The sequence below is a fragment of the Acinetobacter nosocomialis NIPH 2119 genome (assembly GCF_000368085.1).
Taxonomy (GTDB): domain Bacteria; phylum Pseudomonadota; class Gammaproteobacteria; order Pseudomonadales; family Moraxellaceae; genus Acinetobacter; species Acinetobacter nosocomialis.
The window spans coordinates 958,275-983,697 of the sequence record NZ_KB849239.1 but is presented as its reverse complement, the minus strand read 5'-3'; the positions used below and the strand labels follow the sequence as shown (position 1 = coordinate 983,697).

Sequence of the window (25,423 nt, the reverse complement as noted above, 5' to 3'; positions counted from 1 at the left end):
AAGATTGAAGACACCACTATGGGTTGGCGCTTCATTAACCCGAAACTTAAAGAATTGTATGGTGTAGACACCATGCCCCAGACTGCCGAAAACGTGGCTGAACAGTTCAACGTTAATCGTGCAGATCAGGACCAGTTTGCCTTGGTGAGCCAACAACGCACCGCAAGCGCGCAAGCCAAAGGCTTTTTTTCTAAAGAAATCGTGCCAGTTGAAATCCCTCAGCGTAAGGGTGAGGCTGTTGTGATTGATACCGATGAACATCCACGTGCATCCACCACACTTGAAGGTTTAAGCAAACTTAAACCAGTTGTAAAAGCAGAGGGTACAGTTACTGCGGGCAATGCTTCAGGCATCAACGATGGCGCAGCAGCTCTACTGATTGCTTCTGATGAAGCAGTTCAGGCTTACAACCTCAAACCACGTGCCAAGATCATTGCTTCAACAGCGGTGGGTGTAGAACCACGCATTATGGGTTTTGCTCCGGCACCAGCGATTAAAAAATTACTTAAACAAGCCAACCTGACTTTAGAGCAGATGGATGTAATTGAGCTAAATGAAGCCTTTGCTGCACAAGCTTTGGCAGTAACCCGTGATTTAGGTTTGCCAGATGATTCTGACAAGGTAAATCCAAACGGTGGTGCCATTGCTTTAGGTCATCCACTTGGTGCTTCAGGTGCACGCTTAGTCACTACCGCCTTAAACCAGCTTGAACGAACAGGTGATCGTTATGCCTTGTGTTCGATGTGTATTGGTGTGGGACAAGGGATTGCACTCATTATTGAACGTGTTGAAGCACTTTAAGGAGAAACAAATGCCATCTTTTCAATCTGCCGATGCACAAATCAACTATCAAACCTTTGGCGAACCGTCTTCCCCTGCTCTGGTGTTTTCCAATTCTTTAGGCACCAATTATGGTATGTGGCAAAAACAGTTCAATGAGTTAAAAGATCAATTTTTTGTGATCTGTTATGACACACGTGGCCACGGTTCATCATCTACGCCTGACGGCCCATATACTGTAGAGCAATTAGGTGAAGATGTTGTCCATTTACTCGATCATCTGAATATTAGCAAAGCTGCTTTTTGTGGTATTTCTATGGGGGGGTTAACCGGTCAATGGCTTGCGATTCACTACCCTAACCGTTTTAGTCATGTCATTGTTGCAAATACTGCCGCTAAAATCGGACAAGAACAAGCATGGCTTGACCGTGCAAAATTAGTACGTGAGCAAGGTTTACAGCCAATCGCAGCTACAGCAGCTTCGCGATGGTTTACAGATCCCTTTATCCAAAGTCATGCTTCAATTGTCAACAACCTGTGTAACGACTTAAGTGCTGGCAGCGCAATGGGTTATGCTAATTGTTGTGAGGCTTTGGCTAAAGCGGATGTCCGTGAGCAGTTAAAAGACATTAAAATTCCTATATTGGTGATTGCTGGAACTCAAGACCCTGTAACGACTGTTGCAGATGGTGAGTTTATGCAGCAACGCATTCCACAATCACAACTTGCAGAGATAGACGCTTCTCATATTTCCAATGTAGAACAGCCCGAAGCTTTTAATAAAATTTTAAAAGATTTTTTATTAGGTTAATTTTAATGATTCAAAAAATGGCCTATAGAGGCCATTTTTTATATCTCGTAGAAACTTAGTACCGAATCATGACCGATTTTAATTCGGTGTAATCTTCAATAAATGCATCTGAAAACTCTCTGCCAATTCCTGAAGCTTTAACGCCACCAAATGGAACTGATGGATCTAAGAACGTATGCATATTGACCCATAAGGTGCCTGCTTCAATTTTAGGAATTAAACGCAAAGCTTTTGATAAGTCATTTGTCCAGATACTTGCAGTTAAACCAAAGCGCGACTGATTCATAAGTTGAATAAGTTCTTCATCAGTATCGAATGGCATTACCCCGACCACTGGACCAAATGTTTCCTCTGAAAATAAAGGATCATCGGTATTTTTAAAGGAAATTAAAGTCGGCTGTACAAAATATCCTGATCGATCTAGAGCCTCACCACCAGCAATAATCTGGTTGTTGGCTTTAGCCATATCTAAATAATGTTTTACTTTATTAAAATGTGGCTGATTAGAGAGTGGACCAAACATACTTCCTTCATCCATAGCCGATCCAATTTTTAAACTAGAAAGTGCTTTAGAGAGTTTCTCAACAAGTTCATCATATTTTGTACGGTGTACAAAAAAACGTTCTGGGGATGCACAAACTTGACCTTGATGTACAAAAGTTGCTTGCAACAAAGTTGGTAAAATCTCATCAATATTTGCATCGGCTAAAACAGCAATCGCATTTTTACCGCCCAGCTCCAGACTTACACGGGTTAAATCACTACTCATCGCAAGTTTACCGATGGCAATACCTGTTGGTACCGAACCTGTAAATGAAACTTTCTTAACGAGTGGCGACTCAATTAAATATTGCCCTGTATCGCCCTTACCTGTAACCACATTAATCACACCTGCCGGAATACCTGCCTCAATGGCAAGTTCAGCTAAACGTAATAAAGATAAGCTGGCAAACTCACTTGGTTTAAGCACAATGGTACAACCAGTTGTCAAAGCTGAACCTATTTTCCAAACTCCAATCATCAGTGAGAAATTCCAAGGCACAATACCTGCAACCACACCCACTGGTTGTCTTAAAGTAAAGGCCGTATATTTTTCACCTTGCATAGAAGGAATAGAAGGTTGCATGGTTTGACCATTAATTTTGGTTGCCCAACCAGCAAAATATCTTAAGAAAATAACAGATTGTGCGACTTCAAGATGACGGGAAATATTGATAAGCTTTCCGGTGGATAACGTCTCAAGCTGAGCAAGTTCTTCACCATGTTGCTCAATTAAATCTGCCAACTTATTTAATTTAACGCCACGTTCATACGGTGTAGTTTCGGCCCAAGCATTTTGAAAAGCATGTTCAGCACTTTTGACGGCGCTTGCGACATCTTGTTGACTACCAATACTAATTTGAGCAACCACTTGTTCAGTCGATGGATTTACAATATCCACTTTATCTAAATGCTCGGCAGCAACTAATTTTCCATCAATAAAATGTCCATGTTGACGTGCCATAAATTGCTGCACGCTTTGTAAAATCTGAACTTCACTCATTTTTATTTCTCTCAATTCATTTAAAAGGATTTATTAATAGATGTATTGCAAAATTAACTGCGCATAGACATTGGTTTTGTCATCGTAGTTTTGTGTACCACTACTATGAATATCGTGTTTCGGCTTATAGAGTCCCACTAAAGGAATAACGTTGAATTTTTTATTGACCGACCAAACCGAGAATACATCCAGCTCATGTCCATCCACATTGGTTAAAGACTTATTTACTGTTTTGAACTTATAAGCCAAAGCACCCAACATAAAATTTTCTTTCAAATTCATCATGTAAGAAACTTGATGAATATCTGCATTTTTATTGAATGGACCAGCATAGTTTCCGGCAACCTCCCCCTGAAACCACGTACCGAACCCGACCGTATTTCCATAAAACATAGGGTCATATTGGTCTGAAAAATGACTAAAACGGTAACCTAATGAAGGCGTATATTTTGAAGATAAAAAGTTATAGTTCAGTGCTAAATAGCCACCATTTTCTTGGCTATCTTTTTTGTCTTGAACCACAAACTCAGTTTTAACTTGTAGCTCTGGTAAAGGCTGATAATTCAAACGTAAAGCATAATTTTTAAGATCTTCGCGCCCTGAAACGTGTTCAGCATCTTTAAGGTCTAATACGTTTAAGTAAGTGAACCCAACGCCCTTATCTTTAAGTTGATACATCAAATCAGTTACAAACAGTTCTGGGGAAAATTGTGCTTTGTTGTTTGATTTTAAATAAGCCAACTTTAGCGTTGTATTCTCTTGCAGTTTGTATTGAAGCAAACTGGTAAAATCAAAGCTTCGACGAGCTGCTAGATAATATGCACCGCCCCGATCAAGGGTGCCATCCGCGGGTGCTTTACCGAGGTTTAACGCATCACCCGCAATAAAAAACCCATCACCAATCATGATATTTTGCCGACCGATACTTAAATCATAGGTCGTTAACTCATCTTTGTTGGTACCGTCTTTAAAACCAATGATCCATTCATTCACATCTGTTTTACGTTCTTTGCCATTACTATTTTGGCCTGCGTCGCCATCACCAAATGTTGCCGAGCTAATGCCACTTAAGCTTGCATAGAGCTGATTGTTTTTAAAGGTGTATTGTCCTTTAGCACCATATTTAAGATGACCTTCTTGCCAATTGATTCTTTCATCCTCTAGGTTTTCGCCGTTATAGCTTTTACCGCTACTAAAGGCCCCAAAAGTTGCTTCAAAAGTCGGTTTAATTTCAAGCTCACCAGCATGCACAGTTGAAAAAAATGAGACAAAGAGAGTCCCTCTCACAACCTGAGAAAATAAATTTTTCATTGAGAAATTCCTTTTTTGCGAACGGCCTAACCGTGCTCAGGTGTGGGTAACCGATTCGTTACCCACCCTAGATCATGCACCTGTTTAATGATGGTCGTGCTGCGTGCTTTGCTCGTCTTCACCCAAGTTTAAAGTCGGGGTGTTGTCAAAGAAGTTCCAAGGTTTGATTAGGGTATAAACCCATTCTGTCGGCATAATTGGCCATTCTTCAGCACGTGCCACATGGGTTGTGCCTGTTGTCATCCAGACCACAAGGTCTTTATTTTCGATATTTTCGTTGTTACCAATGAACTGTCCTAAGCCTGTATCATGAGTTGAACGGTTTGAATATTTCCCTTCAGGATAACGTTCATCCGGATTGTACTGAGTCACCCAAATTTGCTTATCCATAAAGTTCAAACGTTTAAATAACCATTCATCTTTAGAAAAATTGGCACCCTTCGCAACAGGATGTGTTCCACCTGCAAAAGGAATGAGTTGGTAAGAAACCGGATTGCCTAATTTATTTTCCTTGTTGAAATTCGTGAGTAAGCGAATAGTGGATGGATCAAATTTTTCAGCGGCATTTTGCTCATTGGTAATGACTTTACTGTCAATTTGCATTGAGCTTGTACGAACACCACCTTTGTTATTGGCTTTCACCACAGGGTCCATATGCATAAAGCTGTTATTTTCACCATCGACATCCATGTCTAAACGGAAGTTATAGATGTGCTGATGCGTTGTACCCACAATATTATGGTCAATTAAAGTTCCATATTTGGTATCTTCTTTGGCAGTACTGTCATGCATGGTGCGTGATTTAACGCCTTTAACCGCCTCAATACCCGTTGCACCCGCATTAATTCCAATTACACCATTTTGGGAAAATACCCAGTCAAACATGTAATCGTAGTTTCCAACCGTACTAATCCAGCGCACGACAAGTTCACGGCGTGCTTCACTGGCATCTTGATTGCCAAAAATTTCGTGATGTTTATATTCAGGTCCGGCATAACGTTCAAACACAGCAATGGCATTTGGAATTACTTGAGGCTGGCCTTTGTAGTCTGCAATCACGGCATCAAGTAAAACAGCGTTGTCGGGTGCATCTGTTCCAGGAAGAATAGATGATGTGAGTGTTCCCATACCATATTCGCCAGAGTCCAAATAAGATTTGAAGTACCAGCCAATATCAGGGTCACCATATGGAACCACCATTCCACCCAAGTTACCTTCATACATGACTTTACGCTTCACACCTTTATCTTTGTAGGTCACGGTTGAAAGCTGTAAGCCAACACGAGAATCTAACGCCACATGCAAACACCAGTTCCCCCAATGTATGGTTTGACCAGTAATGCTAAAGTTTTTACCCTCAGGTTCAGTAATATTGAGTGGTTTTAGCTTACTTGCTACGGGCTTATTCGACATATATGGTCGATTTGCCATTGGCACAGGAATGATCGCACCTTCTTCAATCTTAATAATTTTTTCTTTATCTAAATCGACTACAGCAACTAAATTTTCAATAGGATGTGCCCAGTAGTTACCATCTCCTACATCGAGGTAAGCGACGACTTTTAATATATTGAGTTGTTTATCCAGACCATCTTTACCGCCAAAATATCCAATAGTTAGCGGAGTAGCAATCACTTTCTTCACATCAGTAATGCCACGTTTGCGTAACGCATCTTGATATTCTTTACTTGTCTCAATTACACGCTGCACGGCTTCAAAATTATCTAGCAGCACCATACCATGAGTATCTTTAAGTACATTCCATTTTGTGACTTGTTGAGTATTAAGATTAACTTCACCTTCAATCGCTTGATTGCCCTTTAATAAAATAAATGAAGCAATACGATCTTCTTTAAATTCTTTGTGATTAATGAAGTAATCCCATACTTTGGCTTTTTCAGGTTCTTTAAGCTTTAACTCGGCAAAACGCATATTTTTATAGGCGTATTTCGAGCGGTTAATCACATCAAAGGTCTTTTTGATTTCGTCAGAATTTAAGCTATTGAGCGGGTGAAACGTATTTTCAATTTTGAAAGTTTGATCTAACCCCGACTGGAAGACTTCATTAAAAAAATCTTTTCCAATAACAGGTTTACCATCTTTAATTAATAAAGGCACACTGAGTTTGAAAGGTTTGCCATTCACCAAAACCTGATCCGAATTGGGTTTGGCCCGAACTACCATAGAACCTTTGGTGATTGTATAGGTATTGGTAAAGTCATCTTTAACAACTTTAGCGCCTTGCTCACTCATGTTTTGATAAAGTGAGACCATTTCGGCATGTCCACCATGAGCAAACGCTTGAGTATTGAGTCCCCAAAAGCTTGCAGCGATTGATAAGTTAAGTGCCAGTATTTTTTGTATGTCATTCAATAATCGTTGTTTACGCATTGGTTTCATCCTTTTCATCTATCCCTGAACTATCTGAATCAGACAGTTAAAATGCACTTTCCTGTGAGTGAAATTCATTAGACCAACTTAATAGTTTTATGGTTATTAAGCTTATCTAACCTGCTCTAATGAATTTAATTTCAACACAGTTACATAGGGCTAGCTTGTTCAAGAATGACGTCGGATTTGTCTAAAAATGACATTGAGAGATGAAAGAATTAAACCGACATACCCTCTCTAAATTCTTTAGGAGAGATACCATAAGTCTTTTTAAAGATTTTTGAAAAATGAGCACCGTCCCAAAAACCCCATTTCAAGGCAACTTGGGTAATTGAGCTTTGTTTATTTCTTTTATCAAGCAAATCTGCTTTGACTTTTTCTAAGCGTTTGAGCTGTATATATTTGTTAATCGATAAATTTTCTTGAAGGAATAAACGGTAAAGATGACGCAGCGATACCCCAATATGCTCTGCAATTAATTTAGGTGTTAAATCTGGTTTTGCTAAGTTTTCTATAATATAGCGTTCGGCTTTTTCCATCAGGTTATTGGAGCTATTAATATTTTTATAATTGATTGTGGGTTTGATTAAAGCAATTAACGCATCTTCAAAAGCATTACCGTCTTCGGTTGCGTACCAAAGTTTGATGTTTTCAGCAGACATATTTTTCAAAATATTTTTAAGTAAAAAACCACTCATATTTTGAGTAATCAGTTTTCCAAAATATTCGGTACTAATATTTTCTTTCAGTAATTTTTCACGCGACAGATGGACTGAAATCTGGCTGACTAAGCCTTGCGGATACATCGAAATAGTTTCGACTGGGTCGACCAAAACAATATCGCCTTCATTCAGACTTAGAGTCTCATTTTTATACTCGAGCAGCATTTTTCCCGAATACTGCAAAATCAAAAAACAAAAACGATTATTCACCCGATCGATTTCATCGGCTTTTCGGACAATTTTATTGGCATTGTTTTTAATAAAAGCAATTTCGGTATCGCCTAGTAAAAAGCATTGGACCTCACCGATGAATAAATTACGGGTTCCGTCAAAATCGGTTTCAAAATTGCCGCACACACTTTTAATATGGTGCGTCCATGTGAGTAATGCATCGCTTACATACTGGTTCATCCCTTACCTCTCTATACATGTGTCACCGGACAAGCTTTTGCTTCTGTGGTGGTGCACTGTCTTGGCTTATTTGCAATCTTGTTTTATTGATAAACAAATTGTGTGCCAAAAATTCCTTATCCTTGGAATTGTTTTGATGATAGTCAGCTAGATGTAAACAAGCTGATAAATCAATTCAATTTATCAGCTTAATGGGGCTTATGCTACTCCCGCAAAGTCTCGCAGCATGGTAATAAAAATATCCTTTTGCTCATCAGAATATTTTTTAAACACTTCATTTTGGTGGCTGTCGGCAATATCAAACAAATACTGCGCCGTTTGTTTACCTTTCTCGGTTAGTGCATACAAATTATCGTGATCGACCAGTAACCCTTCAAATTTTAAAATTTCAGCCGATCTTTCCACTTCTTGCATTGGCATAGCAATATCTCGTGGTAAATCTTCTTTACTAGAAGCAGTACCACTGGCCAAAACAAGCAAGAGACGTGATTCACTGGTACGGAACCCTGAAGCCATTTGCTTAGGTATATAGTCGGTTTGATAAGCTTTAAAAGCACGGCTCATTAAATAACATACATTATTATATAAATGCCCATAATGTGTTTGGTCTACACCGCTCTTTTCTGTTTGTTTAACTTGAAGGCTTGGATGCGGCATTACACAAGAATATGCACCTTGATGGTAAACCAGCGGGCTTCGGCCTTGATCATGGAAACGAACCACTTTACCAATAATAATCCAGTGGTCACCACCTTCAATCACTTGATAACGTTCGCACTCAAACACTGCAGAACAATTTTCTAAAATGGGTGCGCATCCTGCGCCAAGTTGAAAGTTTGTGTTGGCAAATTTATCAATATTGCGTCTCGAAAACTTATTAGACAGCTCAATTTGCGTGCCTGATAAAATATTGACTGCAAAATGTGTTGCTTCTTCAAATACTGAAAAACTTGACGATTTTTTATCAATACTCCACAAAATAAGTGGTGGATCGAGTGACACCGAGTTAAAACTATTTGCAGTTACACCAACTTTCTCACCTTGTGCATTTTGTGCAGTAACAATGGTAACGCCTGTCGCAAAATTTCCTAATGCCCGTCGGAACTGTAGTGGATCGACCGTAAACTCATCTATTTGTTGTAATACATTCATCATCTTTCTCCTAAACCTTCTCTTACATCCATATAAATCGCGAGAGCATTAGATATCTAAAACTAATCTCGGTGTTTTAGAGCGTGAACAGCAAACCAATATTTGTTCATTGCTGGCCTTTTCTTCGTCAGTAAAGTAAACATCTCGATGATCGGGTTCGCCTTCAATCACATCGCACATGCAGGTTCCACATACACCTTGCTCGCAAGACATTTCGATCTCGATGCCTTCTTTAGCCAAAGCTTGCAAAATGGTTTCGCCAGCTTCGACCATAATGATTTTTCCGCTACGTTCAGCCACCACCTCAAATGAATCTCCTGACGTGTCAGTTTCGACTTGGAAATACTCTTTGTGAATTTGCTGCTCAGGAAAATCGTGAGTTGTGGCGAGATTAATCACCCAGTCCATAAAACCGACTGGACCACAGGTATAAATATGACTTTCAGGGTCAATATCTTTAATGGCAGATTCAAAAAATGCTCTGTGGCTTGCCCCTTCAGATTTAAAATGGAACGTTGTGTATTTTGCTAACTCACCATTTTTAATTTCATCAACAAAAGCACATTTTTCAGGGCTAGCACCACAGTAGTGAAGCTCAAATGATGCACCTTCATGTGCAAGTTGATATGCCATCGTAATTAACGGCGTAATCCCGATTCCACCGCCAATTAACACACTGTGCTTGGCTTTTAAAAGTGGGAATAAATTTTTCGGCTCACTGACCTGAATTTGCATGCCATCTTTAATTTCATCAAATGCAGAAATCGAGCCGCCACGTGATTCAGGGTCACGTAAGATCCCAAGGCGGAACTTTCCTTCGTCATTTGGATTTTGGCAAAGCGAATATTGGCGCACCATACCATTCGGTAAGTGCACATCAATATGTGCACCGGGTTCAACCTTTGGTAATGCAGCAGAAGTTGCAGATTCAAACTCCATAACTGCAATATTTCCACCTTCCACATGGCGATTTTTAACGACAACATCATAAAGTGTAGTCATGATTCAACTCCCTTTTCATGCCTAAGCTTGTGGCTTAACGCATGAATAAACCACCGTTAATATCCCATGTTGCACCAGTCACAAAACTTGCATTTGGACTCGCAAGCAACCCACAAGTTTCAGCAATAAAGTGCATACTTCCTAAGGCTTTAACCGGAATATTCTGGATGAACTGTTCCATTTTTTCGTCTGGCACCACACTATGAACGATTGGTGACTCCATTGGTCCCGGTGCAATCGCATTGACCGTAACGCCTTTTGCCGCAAACTCTTTGGCAAAAATTTTGGTTAATGTCACAATGGCCCCTTTGGTTGCCGCGTAGTGTGCACCCGTTGCAGTACCACCGTTTTGTCCCGCTAAAGACGCCATATTAATGATGCGTCCATAAGCTTTTTTGGCCATATATTGGCCAATAATTTGACAAGCTTGAAAGGTGCCGCGTTGGTTAACTTGGGTCACCCAATCAAAATCGGCTGCGGTAATTTCTAATACGGGTGTTGCTTTAGTGACGGTAGCATTGTTAATTAACACATCAAGTTTAGAAAATTTCTCTTCAATCCATTGCACCGCTGCATGAAAATCTGCCTCGACCGAAATATCCAGCTTTAAAGGAAACATATTTTGGGCATATTGACTTTGTGCCTTGGCATTTTCGGCTTTTTCAAGCGTGCTTGCTGACAAAATCACTTGATGGCCTTGGCTCGCAAAATATTCAGCAATCACATTACCGAGTCCAGAAGCAGCACCTGTCACTAAAACAACCTGTTTCATGTTACCGCTCCTAAAGAATGTAGCTAATACCAGCTAAGGTATCGGTTGAGTTAACCAAGTTAATGATTTTACGGTTAATCTTAAAACCAGTATCGGCATCACGGGTTAGATGGTACGTAATATCGGCCGTGTAATGCTTGAGGTTTTCTTTACGGAATTCACGTAAATTTTGAGCACAGCGTAAAACGATTTCATCATCTTGATCTTGAATCACTCGTACTCGCGAAATGCTGCGTACCGTATTCGCTTTCGGTGCCGTAGAAATTGCCTCACCATTTTCGAGTCGTTCTACACGTAACTTACGCATATGATTATCGTCATAGGCATAATTTAAGTTGTTTTCGTAGTCTGTGAGGTTTGGGTCAATCGGAATGATATAAACACCCTTTTCATTCCATAAATTGAGCCATTCACGGTACTCGCTATGGTCTAACATATCTGCTTCGGCCCAGATGAAAGCAGTGACTTCATTTAATAATTGCAGATTCATATTCATTGCTCTCTCCTTAAGCTGTCATCATCTTTTTCCACTGCTGATATGCTGCACGCATACCTGTTTCAGCACTGACATCACTTTTTAAGCCATCTTCAGTTTTGACTTCGCCCGGTAAACCGCGGTTGAGCATGATCCATAAATCATTACCGGCGTTGGCACCATGTTGTACGCGTTCCCAAGCCTCAGAGTCATCTGGCGTACCAAAACCAAATGGGCCTTGGAAATGTTCATGCAAACGTAAGCGATATTGATTGGCAATTTGTGGACCGCCATCCATCGTAATCACCGAGTGATGAATCTCTGTTTCAGCGACTGAAATTGGCTGTAACACACGGAAGAACGCCATTGAGCATGCAATATTTGGGAATAAATTTAAGTTAAAGCCAGAACCACCAACTGCTCGAACAATACGGCGTACTTCTAACTCTTCATGGCCTTCGTCACGCAAAGCTTGAGCCAAGTCTTCGAAACGCTCTTGAATTGGTCGCTCCATTAAGTCTTCTTCTAAATCGACCAGTTCAGGAATCATCACCATGACACTGTGACCATTACCTAAGTCTTCAACAAAGCCCGGCTGGTTTTCGAAGTTAAAGAGTTCTTCGGTTTTTTCATCTACAGAACTTAAGAATGATTTGTGTACCAACGGGAAGTGATAAGCATCGGTGGTATTTTCAAGCTGGATTTTCCAGTTACCCGGAAAACGGAAGCGGTGTTCACCCAACACTTTAATTGGATAACCCGCACCTTGTTTCATAAACAGGTCAATCCATTTTTTCGCAGGCCCAAGGAACTCTTCAAGCGGTTGAATGTCTTCTTTAAATGAAGCGAAGATCATGCCGTTATATTCTTCTACCCGTAGACTCACCAGCGGTAATTCTGACTTATCTAAACAATCGCCGTAACTTTCCGGAGATGGCACACCACGTAAACTGCCATCAAGTGCATAACTCCAACCGTGATATGGGCATACAAAACTGTTGGTTTTTCCTTTTTTATGTTCGCATACGGTTGCTGCACGGTGACGGCAACGGTTTAAAAGTACATGGACTTTCTTTTTACGGTCACGCACCACAACCACAGGCTGTTTACCAATGTTAATGGTTTTATAGCTTCCGCCTTCCGGAATTTCGCTGGCATGCGCAACCCACACCCAAGTGCTATAAAAGATTTTTTCCATCTCTTCATCAAAAATGCGTTCATCTTTATAAAGAGAAGTATGGGCACGGTCACTTTTAACTAAAGCATCGTAATCAATGCCAATGTTATGCGTTGGGATAATACTGTTCATATCAATAGTCCTTTTAAATATGTTCTGGGTCATTCCTGGGAAGGTACCGGCAACTCGGCTTCACTGTGCCAATGCGATACCGGACGACTGAAAATATTCTGTGTTTGGAAATGTTTAATTTTCCATGTTCCATCTGCTTGCTTTTTAAACTTCACCTTGAGCTTTGCCGCATTTAGATGACTACGGCCATCTTGAAAAGTTGAAGTTTGCAACATCAGCCATGAAGCATTTGCATTATTTTGATTTACATAAATTTGTTCTGAATTTACAAAATGTGCATTCATGACAAAGTGAGATTCTTTTTGTGTATAGCGTTTGAACATGTCATAAATCGACTGCCAAGAATCATAGCGACCAAAGGATTTGGCATATTTGTCACCAATACCTTCCCAAATACAGTCTTGATCAAAAAGATTCATCAACTCATAAAGATCTGTATTTGCATTGAGCTCGTCGCAGATTTCCATATAACGGTTTATGCAGTTACGAATGGCATTATGTGCTTCCAACTGTTCTAGCCGTTCTATAATTTCTGCAATATTCACTTTGTCAGTCATTGCGCTCGCCTTAACGTTGAATAATCAATTCACGCCCAACACGAGCTTCAACTTTGCAATATTTCCAAAGTTTGTATGGCCCTTCACCCACCACAGTCGTTCTAAACAAGTTACAAGCTGCATGTACTGTCTCAATATCCGGAACATCTGCAAGCAAATAAGTGGTCCAAGGCCAGCCCGTACTTGCACCCACCATGCTTTGGTCATCATCAAGATTTCCAAAAACATGCACGCCAGGTAAGTCATGAATGCCATTCCACATTTCACCAAATGCTGCCCAAACCGCTTTTGCTTCAGCAGGTTCTGCATCAAAAAAGTTCTGGTTAATACCCATGCAAAACAACACGCGTAATGGTTTTTTAGCTTCCATCTCAATATTCCTTTTTAAAAATTTAAACTTATAGATAACCTGGGGTTGGCTTTAACCCGAAACTGACCAAACCTGCATTTTGTAAAGTTGCATCTCCCATAAAGGCATGCTGGGTCACCACGTTGGTGTCATTTACAAAACGGCTAAATGGATTGTTGGTATAAATCGCTGTCATACCCGCGAGCATTTGCATTTTTCGGGTCACTTTGGCGCAAACGCGAGCTGCATGCGTACATGCCAGACGCATATCGCTAATCTGTTCAGCAGTTGCTTCACGACCAGCAATAATTTCATTCCAGACAATATCCATGGTTTGATAAAACCAAGACTTTGCCGCCTGAAACTCTGCATCAGCTTGAGCAAACTCATATTGAGTCACTGGGCGGTTGGCAATTTCTGAACCACCCGTAATAGATGCTTTACCCGGTGCTAATTTTTCAAATTCTTCTAATGCAGCAGCTGCAACCCCGATACCCACCACGGTTAAGACTTGAGTGGCTAAAGACAATGATGGATATTTAAAAAATGGCTCGCTGAGTTTTGAAGGTTCACCACGTACAAAGGTCCATTTCTTTTCGACCAATACATCTTCAACCACTAAATCATGGCTTCCGGTACCTTTTAGGCCAACAGTGTCCCATGTCATTTCGATTTTGGCTTTGTTGGCAGGCATCACGGCCATACGTGGTAAACCTTGCATTTCATTGTTTTTAAGAGGTGAAATCCCCACACCAACAATGTCAGCGCCCATACAGCCGCTGGAAAATTTCCAACGTCCACGTACCACTACACCTTCATCGGTAATTTCGGCAGGCTGAGGTGGGAAAATACCTCCGGCAAACACGACATCCGGCCCATTTTGGTACAACTCTTTCAGCGTTTCTTCCGGCAAACTTCCTAAATACGCAGGGCTCATACCGAAACTTGCCACCCAACCCACTGAACCATCAGCTTTAGATAAAGTTTCGATCAACTCACAAAACTGCCGCGGTGACCATTCTTCACCACCAAAACGTTTAGGCACTAAGGCACGGTAAACACCAATTTTTTTAAGTTTTTCGATAATGTCTTGGCTCACATAGGCCTGATTATCAAATTCACCTGCACAGGCACGCTCACGAATTTCTTGGCACAAAGCATCTAAGTCAACTGCTTGGCCTTGAGAAGCAAACTCCATTTTAGACAACTTATTCATCATCTAACTCCTTGTAATTTATTGCATTAACACAAAATTTGGCTATTGCGCATAATTGCTCATCTTTTTGATGCTTTGATACGATCTGTAAGCCCACAGGCAAACCTTCACTGGTTTCAAGTGGCACTGAAATAGCTGGATGTCCTGATAAATTAAATGGTCGAACTAAACCGGTTAGGTTCAAAAAAGCGACCGTATTTTCAGCTTCAGAAACTTTTGGTGGAATTTGTGGAAGTGTCGGCAGAACCAATGCATCATATTTATCTAATAAAGCATCGAGTTCCTCTGTCAGCTGCGCTTTTACAACTTCTGCTTGCTTTACTTGCTCTAAAGTGGTGTGGGCTGCTTTTAATAAACGACTATTTACATCAGAACCAATTAAACCTGTTTGGGTTAACTCACCAAAAGCTTGCCAGTTTTCATAGTTAATAATCTGCATACCTGCATCATAAGCTGCTTCAAAATGTTCAACTTTTTCTAAAACGCTCTCTAAATTTGCTTTTTGAAGTGCTTGATATATACAGTTCCAAACAATCTCATCTGCTTTGACATCGAGCAGCGCAAGTTTTGGTGTATGCGTATATTCAGCTGGCTTAAAAGTTGGATCAATAATTTGCATGGCTTTTTCAATCATCTCGACTGAATTTGCAAAAGGACCAACGCAATCTAAAGAATTTGACGGCGGGTATACGCCTTTGCGACTTACCCGACCGAAAGTCGGTTTTAAACCATAAACTCCACAACACGCAGCGGGCATACGAATTGAGCCGCCTGTGTCTGTCCCTAAAGTAAAGTCAGCTTGTTTTGCTGCAACTGCCGCGGCTGAACCACTCGAAGATCCACCCGGAATAAGTTCAGGATATTTAGGATTGATAGGTGTACCAAAAGCGTGGTTAATACCTGTAATGCCAAAAGCCAATTCGTGCAAATTTGTCTTGCCAATAATTTCGCAATCAGCTTTTAAGATGTTTTTAACCACCTCTGCATCATCGTGCGCAGGTTCAACTTCTAATAAAGCTTTACTACCAGCAATGGTTTTTAGACCTTGAATATCTATAGTGTCTTTCACCATTACCTTAAGTTTGCCGCTTCCTTTTTGCACACTTTGGCTAATAATATTCATTCACTTTTCCATGTATTTTTATCCATTAATTAAAATATCAGAAAATTTAATGGAATTGTCAAGTAATTTTTCTAATGTGTGTTCAGGGAAATATGCAAAATTTTGTTTATAATAGGATTACCCTTTTTTTACTAAGTTATTGCTTAGCTATGCTTGATCATTTAGAACAATTTCTTCCCAATAAAGAACCGTCGAGTATTCAAAACTTCCCCTTTTTCTGGGTTTCCCAAGTTAATGGTAAATATTCACAACTTATTGAAAAATCTATAAAGAAACTTGGCATTGATAATACTCGCCGTAAAATTATTTTAAGTACCAATGCACTTGGGGAAGCCAGTATCACTGACATTGCCAATCTTTCTACTTTAAAACTCACAACAGCCACAAAGGCTGTATATCGATTGGTAGAAGATGGAATTGTGGAAGTCTACTCCTCTACCACTGATGAACGCATCTCGATGGTGAAATTAACAGCCAAAGGAGTTGAGCTGGTTGAACAGATTAATCAAATTAGTGTGGTTACCTTAGCTGGGATCCTCAATGCTTTTTCAGAAGACGAGCTACACAATTTAAATTCTCAGTTAAAAAAATTATTTGATCTCATGCCATCAAGTTAATTATTTCCATCGACACTAAATTAACTTGGCTCTAGAGCAGTTAAAGCTAGTCATTCTTTAGCTGCTTACTATAAAAAGTCTAATACCAAAAATAAAAAACAGTAAAATCATATTGTTATTTAATTAAATTCTTCCAATAGCCCACTTAACATACTTTTTAGGTATCTAAACATACTCAATAAGTAATGGAATTTTACATATAAAAAGAAAATAATTATTCAACAATCTACCCAATCTTACTATTTCCGTTTGTGTTAAGTCACCGTCTTCAAGGTCCCTTACCAAACCAAATTCAATCATTTCTAGCCGTTCCATTATTCATTTCAAATGGGGACGTATCAAAAATTTTGAGGATGAATAGAAGCTAGAGATCAATTTCTTTAAAGCGTTTTATACATAAGGATTAAGTGTATGAACCAAAGTAATATCGCTGTTGAAAGGACACAAAAGAAAACCAATGCATATGCATGGTATGTGGTCATACTTTGTATGTTGGCCTATATATTTTCATTTATTGACCGTCAAATTCTGGCGTTGATGATTGAACCCATCAAAGCAGACCTTCAACTTTCAGATACTCAATTTAGCTTGTTACATGGCCTTGCCTTTTCACTATTCTATGCTGTGATGGGCTTACCATTAGCCTATATTGCCGACCGTTTTTCCCGACCAAAACTGATTTCAATCGGAATTATTGTCTGGAGCTTGGCAACAGCAACTTGCGGTTTAAGTAAAAACTTTATTCAACTATTCCTAAGTCGTATGGCTGTGGGCGTTGGTGAAGCAGCTTTATCTCCAGCGGCCTATTCAATGTTTAGTGACATGTTTAGTAAAGACAAACTAGGCCGCGCGGTCGGGATCTATTCAATTGGTGCTTTCTTAGGTGGAGGTATCGCCTTTTTAGTTGGCGGTTATGTGATTAACCTGCTTAAAGGCGTGACACTCATTGAAGTTCCTTTATTAGGTGCACTTAAAGCATGGCAAATTGCCTTTTTAGTGGTGGGGTTACCCGGCATTATTATTGGTTTGTTATTTATTTTGACAGTTAAAGACCCTGCACGTAAAGGCCAGCAACTCAACCAAAGCGGACAAGTTGACCAAGTTAAATTCACACAGTGCCTTCAGTTTATTAAAAAACATGCAAAAACTTTTGCTTGTCATTATTTAGGTTTTACCTTTTATGCAATGGCACTCTACAGTCTGACTAGTTGGACACCAGCATTTTACATTCGTAAGTTTCAACTCGCACCGACTGAAACAGGCTATATGCTCGGCACTATATTGTTGGTTGCAAATACTTTAGGCGTGTTTTGTGCAGGATGGCTAAACGACTGGTTTATTAAAAAAGGACGCCAAGATGCACCGATGTTCACGGGGGTGATTGGTATTGTTGGCCTGATTATTCCAATTGCATTTTTCACCCAAACAGATCGACTCTGGCTTTCAGTAACTTTGCTCATTCCTGCAATGTTCTTTGCCTCCTTCCCGCTTGTGATTTCTGCAACAGCATTGCAAATGTTAGCACCCAACCAATTTAGAGCACGCCTTTCTGCCCTATTCCTTTTGGTGAGTAACTTAATTGGACTAGGTGTTGGTACAACATTAGTGGCAATTATTACAGATAAGGTTTTTGGCAATCCATTAATGGTGGGTTCTTCTTTATCTATTGTGGGTGGTTTGTCCTGTGTACTGGCTTTGGCTCTACTTTTTAAAGGCTGCAAATCCTTTAGTGAAAGCATGAAGCTTGAAAAATTACATTAATTGAAGCAACAGCCCCTAAAAACAGGAGTTCCCTTTAAACAATTTAGGGAACACCACACCAATATTTCACAATACGTAATGCCGAGGACTGGCATATATCTTGGAAATGGATTATGGAATTATTTCACCGCTTTCAACCACATACTTTAGCTGTTGCCACTTTAATACTTATGTATAGCAGCTCATGGGCTGCAAATCCAAATCAGCAACCTGAAGATGAATGGAAATTCACTTTAAAAAATGCCTATATCAACCGCGATTTTGATAATGACGCCCTTAAAGATACCGGTAGTTGGTCTCAGGCAGCATCTTTATTTTATAAATCGAAAATGCATGACACTCCGCTAGTCATAGCAGATAAACCGATTACGATTGGGGCCGATGCTTCCGTTCAATACGCCGTGCGTTTAAGTTCTGACAAACATGTCGCAGATACTGTTTTGCCTTTTAATAAAGAAACGCAATCTCAAGCATCTGACTATCTAAAATACGGTGCGACCTTAAAACTAGGTTATGACAAAACACTTTTGAGTGTTGGTGAACTCTGGCTAGATTTACCTGTAACAGCAGTCGATGCTAGCCGTCAGTTACTCACTTCGTATTGGGGAACCAATCTTAAGTCACAACTTTCAGAACAACTTTATGCCGAAATTGGTCGAGTTGAAAAAGTCTCGCCACGAAATGAAGAAGGCTTTAAAAAGTTTTCTTTCACATCCAATGGAATTACTAAAGAATCTGATGGCTTAAATTATATTGACTTGCGCTATCAATTCACGCCGTCTTTAAAAGGTGAATATTACTTTGGTAATTTAGAAGATCTGTATAACAAACACTATGTAGGGCTTGAACATACATGGAAACAGCCTAACTTTGCCCTCACTTCTAAGTTTAAATACTTCAATGCGAAAGATGACGGCAATACTTTTAATATTGATGCCCAGAATATAGGCTTACTTGAAACTGTTAAAGTAAAAAATCATACTTTTGGTTTGGGTTACCAACAAATTATTGGAGAGTCGGCTTACCCGCTACCAGATGGTTTCTTACCAGAAACCTATTTCATTAACTGGAATGCCACAGGCTTTTTCAAAGAAGATGAAAAGTCTTACCATGTCATGTACGGCTATGACTTTAAAGATTATGTACCCGGCTTAAACGCGATGGTGAAATATGTTTACGGTCATGATTTTAAAGCAGCCAATGGTGAGAAAAACCATGAAATCGAATCAAACATCATTTTGAACTATGCATTTCAACAGCCTTTCTTAAAAGGCTTTGCCCTGCAATATATTCGTATTGACTACAACGTTAAACACGGCAATGACTTTGGCGAAGACCGTTTATTTGTCAATTACACCAAAAAATTCTAAATAAAAATTACCCCCTAAATTTTGGGGGTATTTTTTATCCTAATTTATTAACCAACTTTAACGGCAAAACTTTCATGGCAATACTCATTGGTAGCCATGGCCATTGTGGTACATACGCTTTGACAGGTTGTTTTTCAATCGCTTTGACTAAAGCTTTACACCCTGTTTTGGCATCGACTTCAAAAGGTAAATGTTTTGCACCTTCGTTCAATTCAGTACGAATGTAACCCGGAAAAATGGTTGAGACTTTAATTGGAGTATCCAGTAACTCAGCGCGAATACCTTCGGCCAAGTGAGCAACTGCAGCTTTGCTTGCTGCATAAGTCGATAAGTGTTTTGGTAACCCACGCATCGCACTCATGGATGATATCACCACCAAATGACCTGCATTTTGCGCTCTAAAAATTTCAATCGCTGCCTCACACTGCGCTAAAGCAGAGATAAAGTTTGTTTCAGCCGTGGCTCTGTTAATTTCAAAATTACCTTTACCAATACGGCGGCCATTTCCGACTCCGGCATTTACAATAATTCGGTCTAAATAGCCAAACTCTTGTTTAAAGGCACGAAAAACTTCAAAAACCTGATCATAATTGGTAACGTCCAGACTTTTCGCAATTACCTTAATACCGTACTCATTTTCAAGTTCGGTTTTTAAGGACTCTAGTCGGTCTAAACGGCGTGCACAAATCGCCAAGTTATAACCACCTTTGGCTGCAAATTCATGCGCCATACCTGCACCTAAACCAGAACTTGCACCTGTAATTAAAATTGTCTTTGCCATGCTTTATCCTTATTTTTAAATCCATGTCAGTAAATCTGGACGCTCAGCTTTTATAAAATGATGTTCATTTAAACTTAAAACCTGAGCTTCGTTGCCAACTAAACGTAAAGTGGTGAGGCTTGTATTGGTAATTGCCCAATTCAAAGCAAAAGTTCGATTGGCGCTCAGTTCAAGCAGCTTGCCAATTGCTACGGAAATCACCCCACCAGAGGTAAAAACGACTGCATAACGAGGTTTGGTTTTTGCCAACTCATCACAAAGTTGCTGTAGCGCTGTTTCAACTCTGCTTTTAAAATGCGGCCAAGACTCATCATATTCATGATGAAAATCACCGTCGGTCCATCGTTCAATCGCACCTTCAAATATTTTTGCAAGATACGCGCGAGGGTTATGCTCTTTTGCGATATCGGCTTTTAACAGTTCAGGCTGTTCAAAACGTGGCTCATAACGGGCAAAAACCTGTTGATGGTTAAACTCATTCCATAAATTATTATGATGGATTACCGCATCTGGAAAACATTCTTTTAGTGCGAGCTGTGCAGTTTGTTCATGGCGCTGCATAGTTCCTGCAACTATATAAGGTTGTTCTTTCAATATTTTCTTAAAATATTGGCCTAATAAAGTCGCTTGAGCTTCACCATTTTTAGACAACTCATCATAGTTACTTTTACCAAATGATGCCTGTCCATGTCTTACCAGATAAATTGTGGTCATCTTCTTAAAATACCCTGTATTTTTTGTAGAGATTGCTGAGCAAATTCCGATTCTTGCAATTTTTGCTGCGCGATAAGTTTTAAAGCTCTGATATGTAGTGCATGAATCACGATCCAGAAATCTTTAAATGCAGGGTTTCGGGTCTGTTTATGGTAATAACGGTAATAGATTTGCTGAGCGATCACTGCTAAACGGAATACACCGAAGACTTCATAAAAAGTCCAGTTTTGAGGTTCCAGACCAGTTTTTTGCAAATAATAGTCAACGACTTCTTTGCGAGAGAACATTCCCTTTAAATGGGTAGGCTGACGGCGTGTTGACCTGAAGATCATATTATCCGTAGGCTCAACCCAATAAGCTAAAGCACTACCTAAATCCATTAATGGATCACCCAAAGTTGCCATTTCCCAATCCAGCACCCCAATCACTTCTGTTGGATGTTCCGGATTTAAAATTACATTATCAAAACGCCAATCATTGTGAATAATGCAAGTTGTAGAGTCTTGAGGAATATTATCGTTTAGCCATTTTCGGACATATTTAAATGATGGTACGTTGATTGTGCGGACTTTTTCATAACGTTTATCCCAACCCTCAACTTGTCTACGGCAATATCCTGTACCTTTGCCAAGTTCAGCTAAAGGTGTGTTCTCATAAGGAACTTGATGTAGCTCAATGAGTTTATCAATAACGTTTACACAAAGCTCATGAACATCTTCTTCAGTAAAGCCAAGCTCAGGCGGTAATTTTGCACGAGGAATAATTCCTTCAATGCGTTCCATGACATAAAAATCACAGCCAATAACGGTTTCATTCTGACAAAGCGCTACCATTTTAGGAAGAACTGGATAATAAGGGGCAAGGTTTTTCTGCACCATATATTCACGGGCCATATCGTGGGCTGACTTGGCTTTTGTTCCTTTTGGTGGACGTCGTAAAATTAAATCCGTATTTTCATACTTTAAACGATAAGTCCAATTCGACGCGCCGCCCGTATATTGAGTAACGACTGCGGGACCAACTAACTCAACACCCTGGTTCTTTAACCAGTTTTCAACTGCCCCAATATCAAGTTCTTCACCTTCACGTACTTCACCGCCTACATCAATTACCGACATATTCTCTTCCTTTAAACTTATACTTTCTTATGACGACCATAACCACGTTTGGCCAACTCTAATTTGGCAATCATGCCTTTATGCACTTCATCCGGGCCATCAGCTAAACGTAAACTGCGTGCTTGAGCAAAGAAACCTGTTAAAGGTGTATCTCGTGAAACGCCTGCACCGCCATGTAGCTGAATTGCCATGTCGACTACTTTTTCTAATACGCTCGGAGCCACAACTTTAATTGCAGATATTTCTGTTAAAGCGGCCATGTTTCCTAAAGTATCCATTTTATAAGCAGCATACAAGGTTAAAAGTCTGGCTTGATCTATGGCTACTCGCGCATCGGCTACACGTTCGAGGTTTCCGCCGAGTTTTAAAATTTCTTTGCCAAACGCCGTTCTAGACATACCTCTATCAATCATAAGTTCTAGTGCTTTTTCAGCAGCTCCGATACAGCGCATGCAATGGTGAATACGTCCTGGGCCTAAGCGACCTTGTGCAATTTCAAAACCTTGGCCTGCACCACCAATAAAGTTTTCAAGAGGTACTCGAACATTGTTAAAGTGAACCTCACCATGTCCATGTGGTGCATCATAGTCACCAAACACAGGTAACATACGCTGAATTTCAACACCCGCCGTATCAATCGGTACTAAAACCATAGAATGTTGGTGATGGCGATCTTTGGTTTCATCTGGGGTATGCGCCATAAAAATAATGACTTTGGCATTTGGATCACCTAAACCAGACGACCACCATTTTTTGCCATTTAAAACAATTTCATTTCCTTCGATGAGTGCAGTCGCTTGCATATTGGTTGCATCACTTGACGCAACATCTGGTTCAGTCATACAAAAAACAGAGCGAATTTTTCCGTCCAATAAAGGCTGTAACCATTGTTGTTTTTGCTGTTCACTGCCATAGCGCCATAACACCTCCATATTTCCCGTATCTGGTGCATTACAGTTAAAAACGGTTGGTGCCAATAAACTGCGGCCAGTCAATTCAGCAATATGTGCATATTCTTGAACAGTTAACCCAGCACCTAGCTTTTCATCGGGTAAAAACATATTCCAAAGACCAGCTTGTTTGGCTTTAGATTTTAGAGTTTCTAAAAGCTCGGGCCACTGCCATTTTTTCCAGTTTCCATCTGGATTTAACTCATGAACTTCTTCCCAAAATTTTGCTTCGACAGGTTCTATTTCTTCTTGCATAAATTTTTTAGTTCGCTCAGCAAAATCCTGAGCTTTTTTTGAGAGTTCAAACATTCTTTTTCCTTTACATCATTATCTGGTCTTTACATCAACATAACTTGAAACTTAATATGAATGAAATGATTTTATTAAATAATGTCTCATGAATAATATTCATAACCTACATGGTCTAGACTTAAGTTTTTTTCACCGAATTGATATCAATTTATATCCGCTTTTTATCGCGATTTATGAGCAAAAAAGTATTTCAAATGCGGCCAGTAGTCTCAATATTACACAATCGGCAGCAAGTCATGCTTTGCAGCGTTTACGCCAGCAACTTGAAGATGATGTATTTATACGTGTAGGTAATAAAATGTCTGCAACGCCTTTTGCAGAACAAATTTATCCAACTGTGAAGCAAGCACTTTTAACGATTCAAAATATTAGCCAGCAAAAACATGTCTTTGATCCAACAAGCTTAAAAAACTTAAAAATCGCCGTGCATGACGAAATTGAGCCAATTATTCTTCCAAGATTGGCTCAACATTTTCAAAATCTTAATTTAGATTTGCAGTTTGTCAGTATGAAACTAGATCGAAAACATATTATGGCGGACTTGGCTACACAACAGCTCGATTTCGTGATTGACCTAGAACAATACTTGTCTCCAAAAATTACCTTTGATCTTCTGGTCACAGATGAATTCATCATTTGTAGTCAACTTAAAGAAGTCGATTTATCTAGCTACATTAGTGGTAGACACATTGGTGTTTCATCACGCCGTACAGGTGCTTTACTTGAAGATATTTATTTAAACCAATACCAAAAAATCTCTAGAAATGTATTTATGCGCTGTCAAAATTATTCAACGGCGTTACAAGTTCTAGGAACTCAAGCCGACGCAATACTCACTATGCCTCGTATGATTTTGCAGCATTTATCTTATAGCCCTGATATTCACCTACATTCTCTGCCTTTTGAGATGACCAATATTAAAATGGGTATGTTTTGGCATGAAGATTTGAGGGATAATTTAAGGCATCAATTTTTGCGACATGAAATTATTAAACTTTTTCAGTAAAGCAAATTGATCTACTAAGCTTCTATCGTACAAGGACCAGTAATGAGTAAAGATGAACGGATAATCCAGAATCAGGACAACAAAAAAACGATTCGTCATGAAGATTACATTGCTGGCATTGGTAAAGGCATGGCGATTTTAGATAGCTTTAGTAGTAATCAACATCGTTTAAATATTTCTATGGCGGCTGAAAAAACCGGACTCACCCGAGCAGCAGCAAGACGTCACTTATTAACTTTAGAATATTTAGGGTATCTTGAGTCAGATGGCCACTATTACTATTTAACTCCAAAAGTACTTAAATTTTCAGGAGCTTATTTAGGTGCAGCTCAGCTTCCAAAAGTATCTCAACCTTTATTAAATCTTCTAACTAACCAAACCTCTCTCATTTATTCGGTGATGGTACTTGATGGTTATGAAGCCATTACTATTGCCCGTAGTGCTGCTCACCAACAAACTGACCGTGTAAATCCATATGGTTTGCACTTGGGTAACCGCTTACCTGCTCATGCAACCTCGGCGGGTAAAATTTTACTGGCACATTTAAGCCAAGAAGAACAATTGGACTGGCTCCAAAAATATCCACTTCAGCGTTTAACTAAATATACGCATGTCGAAAATGATAAATTTTTAGAGTTACTAAAAGAAATCCGAGAACAAGATTGGTGTTATTCACGTGAAGAACACGAATTAGGTGTTCATGCGCTCGCCGTACCGATTTATGGACAAGACTTTAAAGTGGTGGCTGCTTTAAATATTGTCTCTCCAACCATGAGAACAACTGAAGAATATTTAATTCAACATATTCTGCCGCTATTGCAAGAGACTGCGCGGGATTTAAGACAAGTCCTTTAAATCTTACTTAGGCTA

At 39.7% G+C, this 25,423-nt stretch carries 24 protein-coding genes; 7 read left to right on the top strand and 17 right to left on the bottom strand.

The features are described from left to right. Both F984_RS08690 and pcaD read left to right on the top strand, forming a co-directional pair. A partial coding sequence (locus tag F984_RS08690) for an acetyl-CoA C-acyltransferase (protein ID WP_004708596.1) occupies window positions 1-801 on the top strand: 801 nt, incomplete at its 5' end. Between the two features lie 10 nt (window positions 802-811). After that, a complete protein-coding gene (gene pcaD / locus F984_RS08685; RefSeq protein WP_004708593.1) occupies window positions 812-1,591 on the top strand; it encodes a 3-oxoadipate enol-lactonase in 780 nt (259 codons plus the stop codon). 55 nt (window positions 1,592-1,646) lie between these two features. Here the strand turns inward: pcaD and F984_RS08680 are convergent, their stop codons facing one another. The 13 genes from F984_RS08680 to F984_RS08620 all read right to left on the bottom strand — a co-directional run bounded on the left by F984_RS08680 (window position 1,647) and on the right by F984_RS08620 (window position 15,924). Further along, window positions 1,647-3,134 carry an NAD-dependent phenylacetaldehyde dehydrogenase gene (locus F984_RS08680; RefSeq protein WP_004708592.1) on the bottom strand — a complete coding sequence of 496 codons (1,488 nt, stop codon included), beginning with the start codon at window positions 3,132-3,134 and terminating at the stop codon, window positions 1,647-1,649. Window positions 3,135-3,167: 33 nt separating this feature from the next. Then, window positions 3,168-4,385 (bottom strand): hypothetical protein, encoded by a 1,218-nt coding sequence (locus tag F984_RS08675; RefSeq protein ID WP_080631618.1) that lies wholly within the window; start codon window positions 4,383-4,385, stop codon window positions 3,168-3,170. 144 nt (window positions 4,386-4,529) lie between these two features. Further along, the gene (gene tynA / locus F984_RS08670) at window positions 4,530-6,845 is read right to left on the bottom strand and encodes a primary-amine oxidase (protein ID WP_080631540.1); all 2,316 of its coding nucleotides are present in this window, start codon (window positions 6,843-6,845) and stop codon (window positions 4,530-4,532) included. A gap of 209 nt (window positions 6,846-7,054) precedes the next feature. Then, on the bottom strand, window positions 7,055-7,969 hold the full coding sequence (feaR, locus tag F984_RS08665) for a transcriptional regulator FeaR (protein WP_004708584.1): 915 nt from the start codon (window positions 7,967-7,969) through the stop codon (window positions 7,055-7,057). Between the two features lie 198 nt (window positions 7,970-8,167). Next, window positions 8,168-9,124 (bottom strand): p-hydroxyphenylacetate 3-hydroxylase reductase component, encoded by a 957-nt coding sequence (locus F984_RS08660; RefSeq protein ID WP_080631539.1) that lies wholly within the window; start codon window positions 9,122-9,124, stop codon window positions 8,168-8,170. Between the two features lie 45 nt (window positions 9,125-9,169). Beyond that, window positions 9,170-10,123 (bottom strand): PDR/VanB family oxidoreductase, encoded by a 954-nt coding sequence (locus tag F984_RS08655; protein ID WP_000210282.1) that lies wholly within the window; start codon window positions 10,121-10,123, stop codon window positions 9,170-9,172. Between the two features lie 34 nt (window positions 10,124-10,157). Next, window positions 10,158-10,895 (bottom strand): SDR family NAD(P)-dependent oxidoreductase, encoded by a 738-nt coding sequence (locus tag F984_RS08650; protein ID WP_004708581.1) that lies wholly within the window; start codon window positions 10,893-10,895, stop codon window positions 10,158-10,160. Between the two features lie 10 nt (window positions 10,896-10,905). Further along, window positions 10,906-11,391 (bottom strand): aromatic-ring-hydroxylating dioxygenase subunit beta, encoded by a 486-nt coding sequence (locus F984_RS08645; protein ID WP_001056937.1) that lies wholly within the window; start codon window positions 11,389-11,391, stop codon window positions 10,906-10,908. 10 nt (window positions 11,392-11,401) lie between these two features. Then, window positions 11,402-12,679, bottom strand: a complete 1,278-nt coding sequence (locus F984_RS08640; protein ID WP_001084470.1) for an aromatic ring-hydroxylating oxygenase subunit alpha — start codon at window positions 12,677-12,679, stop codon at window positions 11,402-11,404. Between the two features lie 29 nt (window positions 12,680-12,708). After that, window positions 12,709-13,236 (bottom strand): nuclear transport factor 2 family protein, encoded by a 528-nt coding sequence (locus F984_RS08635; RefSeq protein WP_004708578.1) that lies wholly within the window; start codon window positions 13,234-13,236, stop codon window positions 12,709-12,711. A gap of 10 nt (window positions 13,237-13,246) precedes the next feature. Further along, the gene (locus F984_RS08630) at window positions 13,247-13,606 is read right to left on the bottom strand and encodes a hypothetical protein (RefSeq protein ID WP_000387550.1); all 360 of its coding nucleotides are present in this window, start codon (window positions 13,604-13,606) and stop codon (window positions 13,247-13,249) included. A gap of 28 nt (window positions 13,607-13,634) precedes the next feature. Then, complete coding sequence (locus F984_RS08625) at window positions 13,635-14,783, bottom strand: acyl-CoA dehydrogenase family protein (RefSeq protein WP_080631617.1); 1,149 nt, start codon at window positions 14,781-14,783, stop codon at window positions 13,635-13,637. Window positions 14,784-14,793: 10 nt separating this feature from the next. Continuing rightward, window positions 14,794-15,924 (bottom strand): amidase, encoded by a 1,131-nt coding sequence (locus tag F984_RS08620; RefSeq protein ID WP_004708573.1) that lies wholly within the window; start codon window positions 15,922-15,924, stop codon window positions 14,794-14,796. A 149-nt stretch (window positions 15,925-16,073) separates the two neighbouring features. On the opposite strand from F984_RS08620, the gene F984_RS08615 reads away from it, so the two are divergent. The 3 genes from F984_RS08615 to F984_RS08605 all read left to right on the top strand — a co-directional run bounded on the left by F984_RS08615 (window position 16,074) and on the right by F984_RS08605 (window position 19,672). After that, entirely contained in the window at window positions 16,074-16,541 is a 468-nt protein-coding gene (locus tag F984_RS08615; protein ID WP_022574408.1) for a MarR family winged helix-turn-helix transcriptional regulator, read from the top strand. A gap of 411 nt (window positions 16,542-16,952) precedes the next feature. Then, window positions 16,953-18,302, top strand: coding sequence for a spinster family MFS transporter (locus F984_RS08610; protein WP_004708568.1), 1,350 nt, complete (start codon window positions 16,953-16,955; stop codon window positions 18,300-18,302). A 113-nt stretch (window positions 18,303-18,415) separates the two neighbouring features. Continuing rightward, on the top strand, window positions 18,416-19,672 hold the full coding sequence (locus tag F984_RS08605; RefSeq protein WP_004708566.1) for an OprD family outer membrane porin: 1,257 nt from the start codon (window positions 18,416-18,418) through the stop codon (window positions 19,670-19,672). A 34-nt stretch (window positions 19,673-19,706) separates the two neighbouring features. Here F984_RS08605 and F984_RS08600 read toward each other — a convergent pair whose 3' ends face one another. The 4 genes from F984_RS08600 to F984_RS08585 are packed head-to-tail and all read right to left on the bottom strand — an operon-like array spanning window position 19,707 to window position 23,544. Then, window positions 19,707-20,453 (bottom strand): SDR family oxidoreductase, encoded by a 747-nt coding sequence (locus F984_RS08600; protein ID WP_004708563.1) that lies wholly within the window; start codon window positions 20,451-20,453, stop codon window positions 19,707-19,709. A 15-nt stretch (window positions 20,454-20,468) separates the two neighbouring features. Beyond that, window positions 20,469-21,167, bottom strand: a complete 699-nt coding sequence (locus F984_RS08595; protein ID WP_004708561.1) for a histidine phosphatase family protein — start codon at window positions 21,165-21,167, stop codon at window positions 20,469-20,471. Beyond that, complete coding sequence (locus F984_RS08590) at window positions 21,164-22,285, bottom strand: phosphotransferase family protein (RefSeq protein WP_004708559.1); 1,122 nt, start codon at window positions 22,283-22,285, stop codon at window positions 21,164-21,166. Before F984_RS08590 ends, F984_RS08595 begins: the two co-directional genes overlap by 4 nt. A 17-nt stretch (window positions 22,286-22,302) precedes the next feature. After that, the gene (locus tag F984_RS08585) at window positions 22,303-23,544 is read right to left on the bottom strand and encodes an acyl-CoA dehydrogenase family protein (RefSeq protein WP_004708558.1); all 1,242 of its coding nucleotides are present in this window, start codon (window positions 23,542-23,544) and stop codon (window positions 22,303-22,305) included. Between the two features lie 88 nt (window positions 23,545-23,632). Here F984_RS08585 and F984_RS08580 point away from each other — a divergent pair, with 88 nt between their 5' ends. Together F984_RS08580 and pcaU are read left to right on the top strand one after the other, a co-directional pair. Further along, entirely contained in the window at window positions 23,633-24,553 is a 921-nt protein-coding gene (locus F984_RS08580) for a LysR family transcriptional regulator (protein ID WP_004708556.1), read from the top strand. A 42-nt stretch (window positions 24,554-24,595) separates the two neighbouring features. Next, window positions 24,596-25,408, top strand: a complete 813-nt coding sequence (gene pcaU / locus F984_RS08575; RefSeq protein WP_000030961.1) for an IclR family transcriptional regulator PcaU — start codon at window positions 24,596-24,598, stop codon at window positions 25,406-25,408. Window positions 25,409-25,423: the final 15 nt, after the last annotated feature.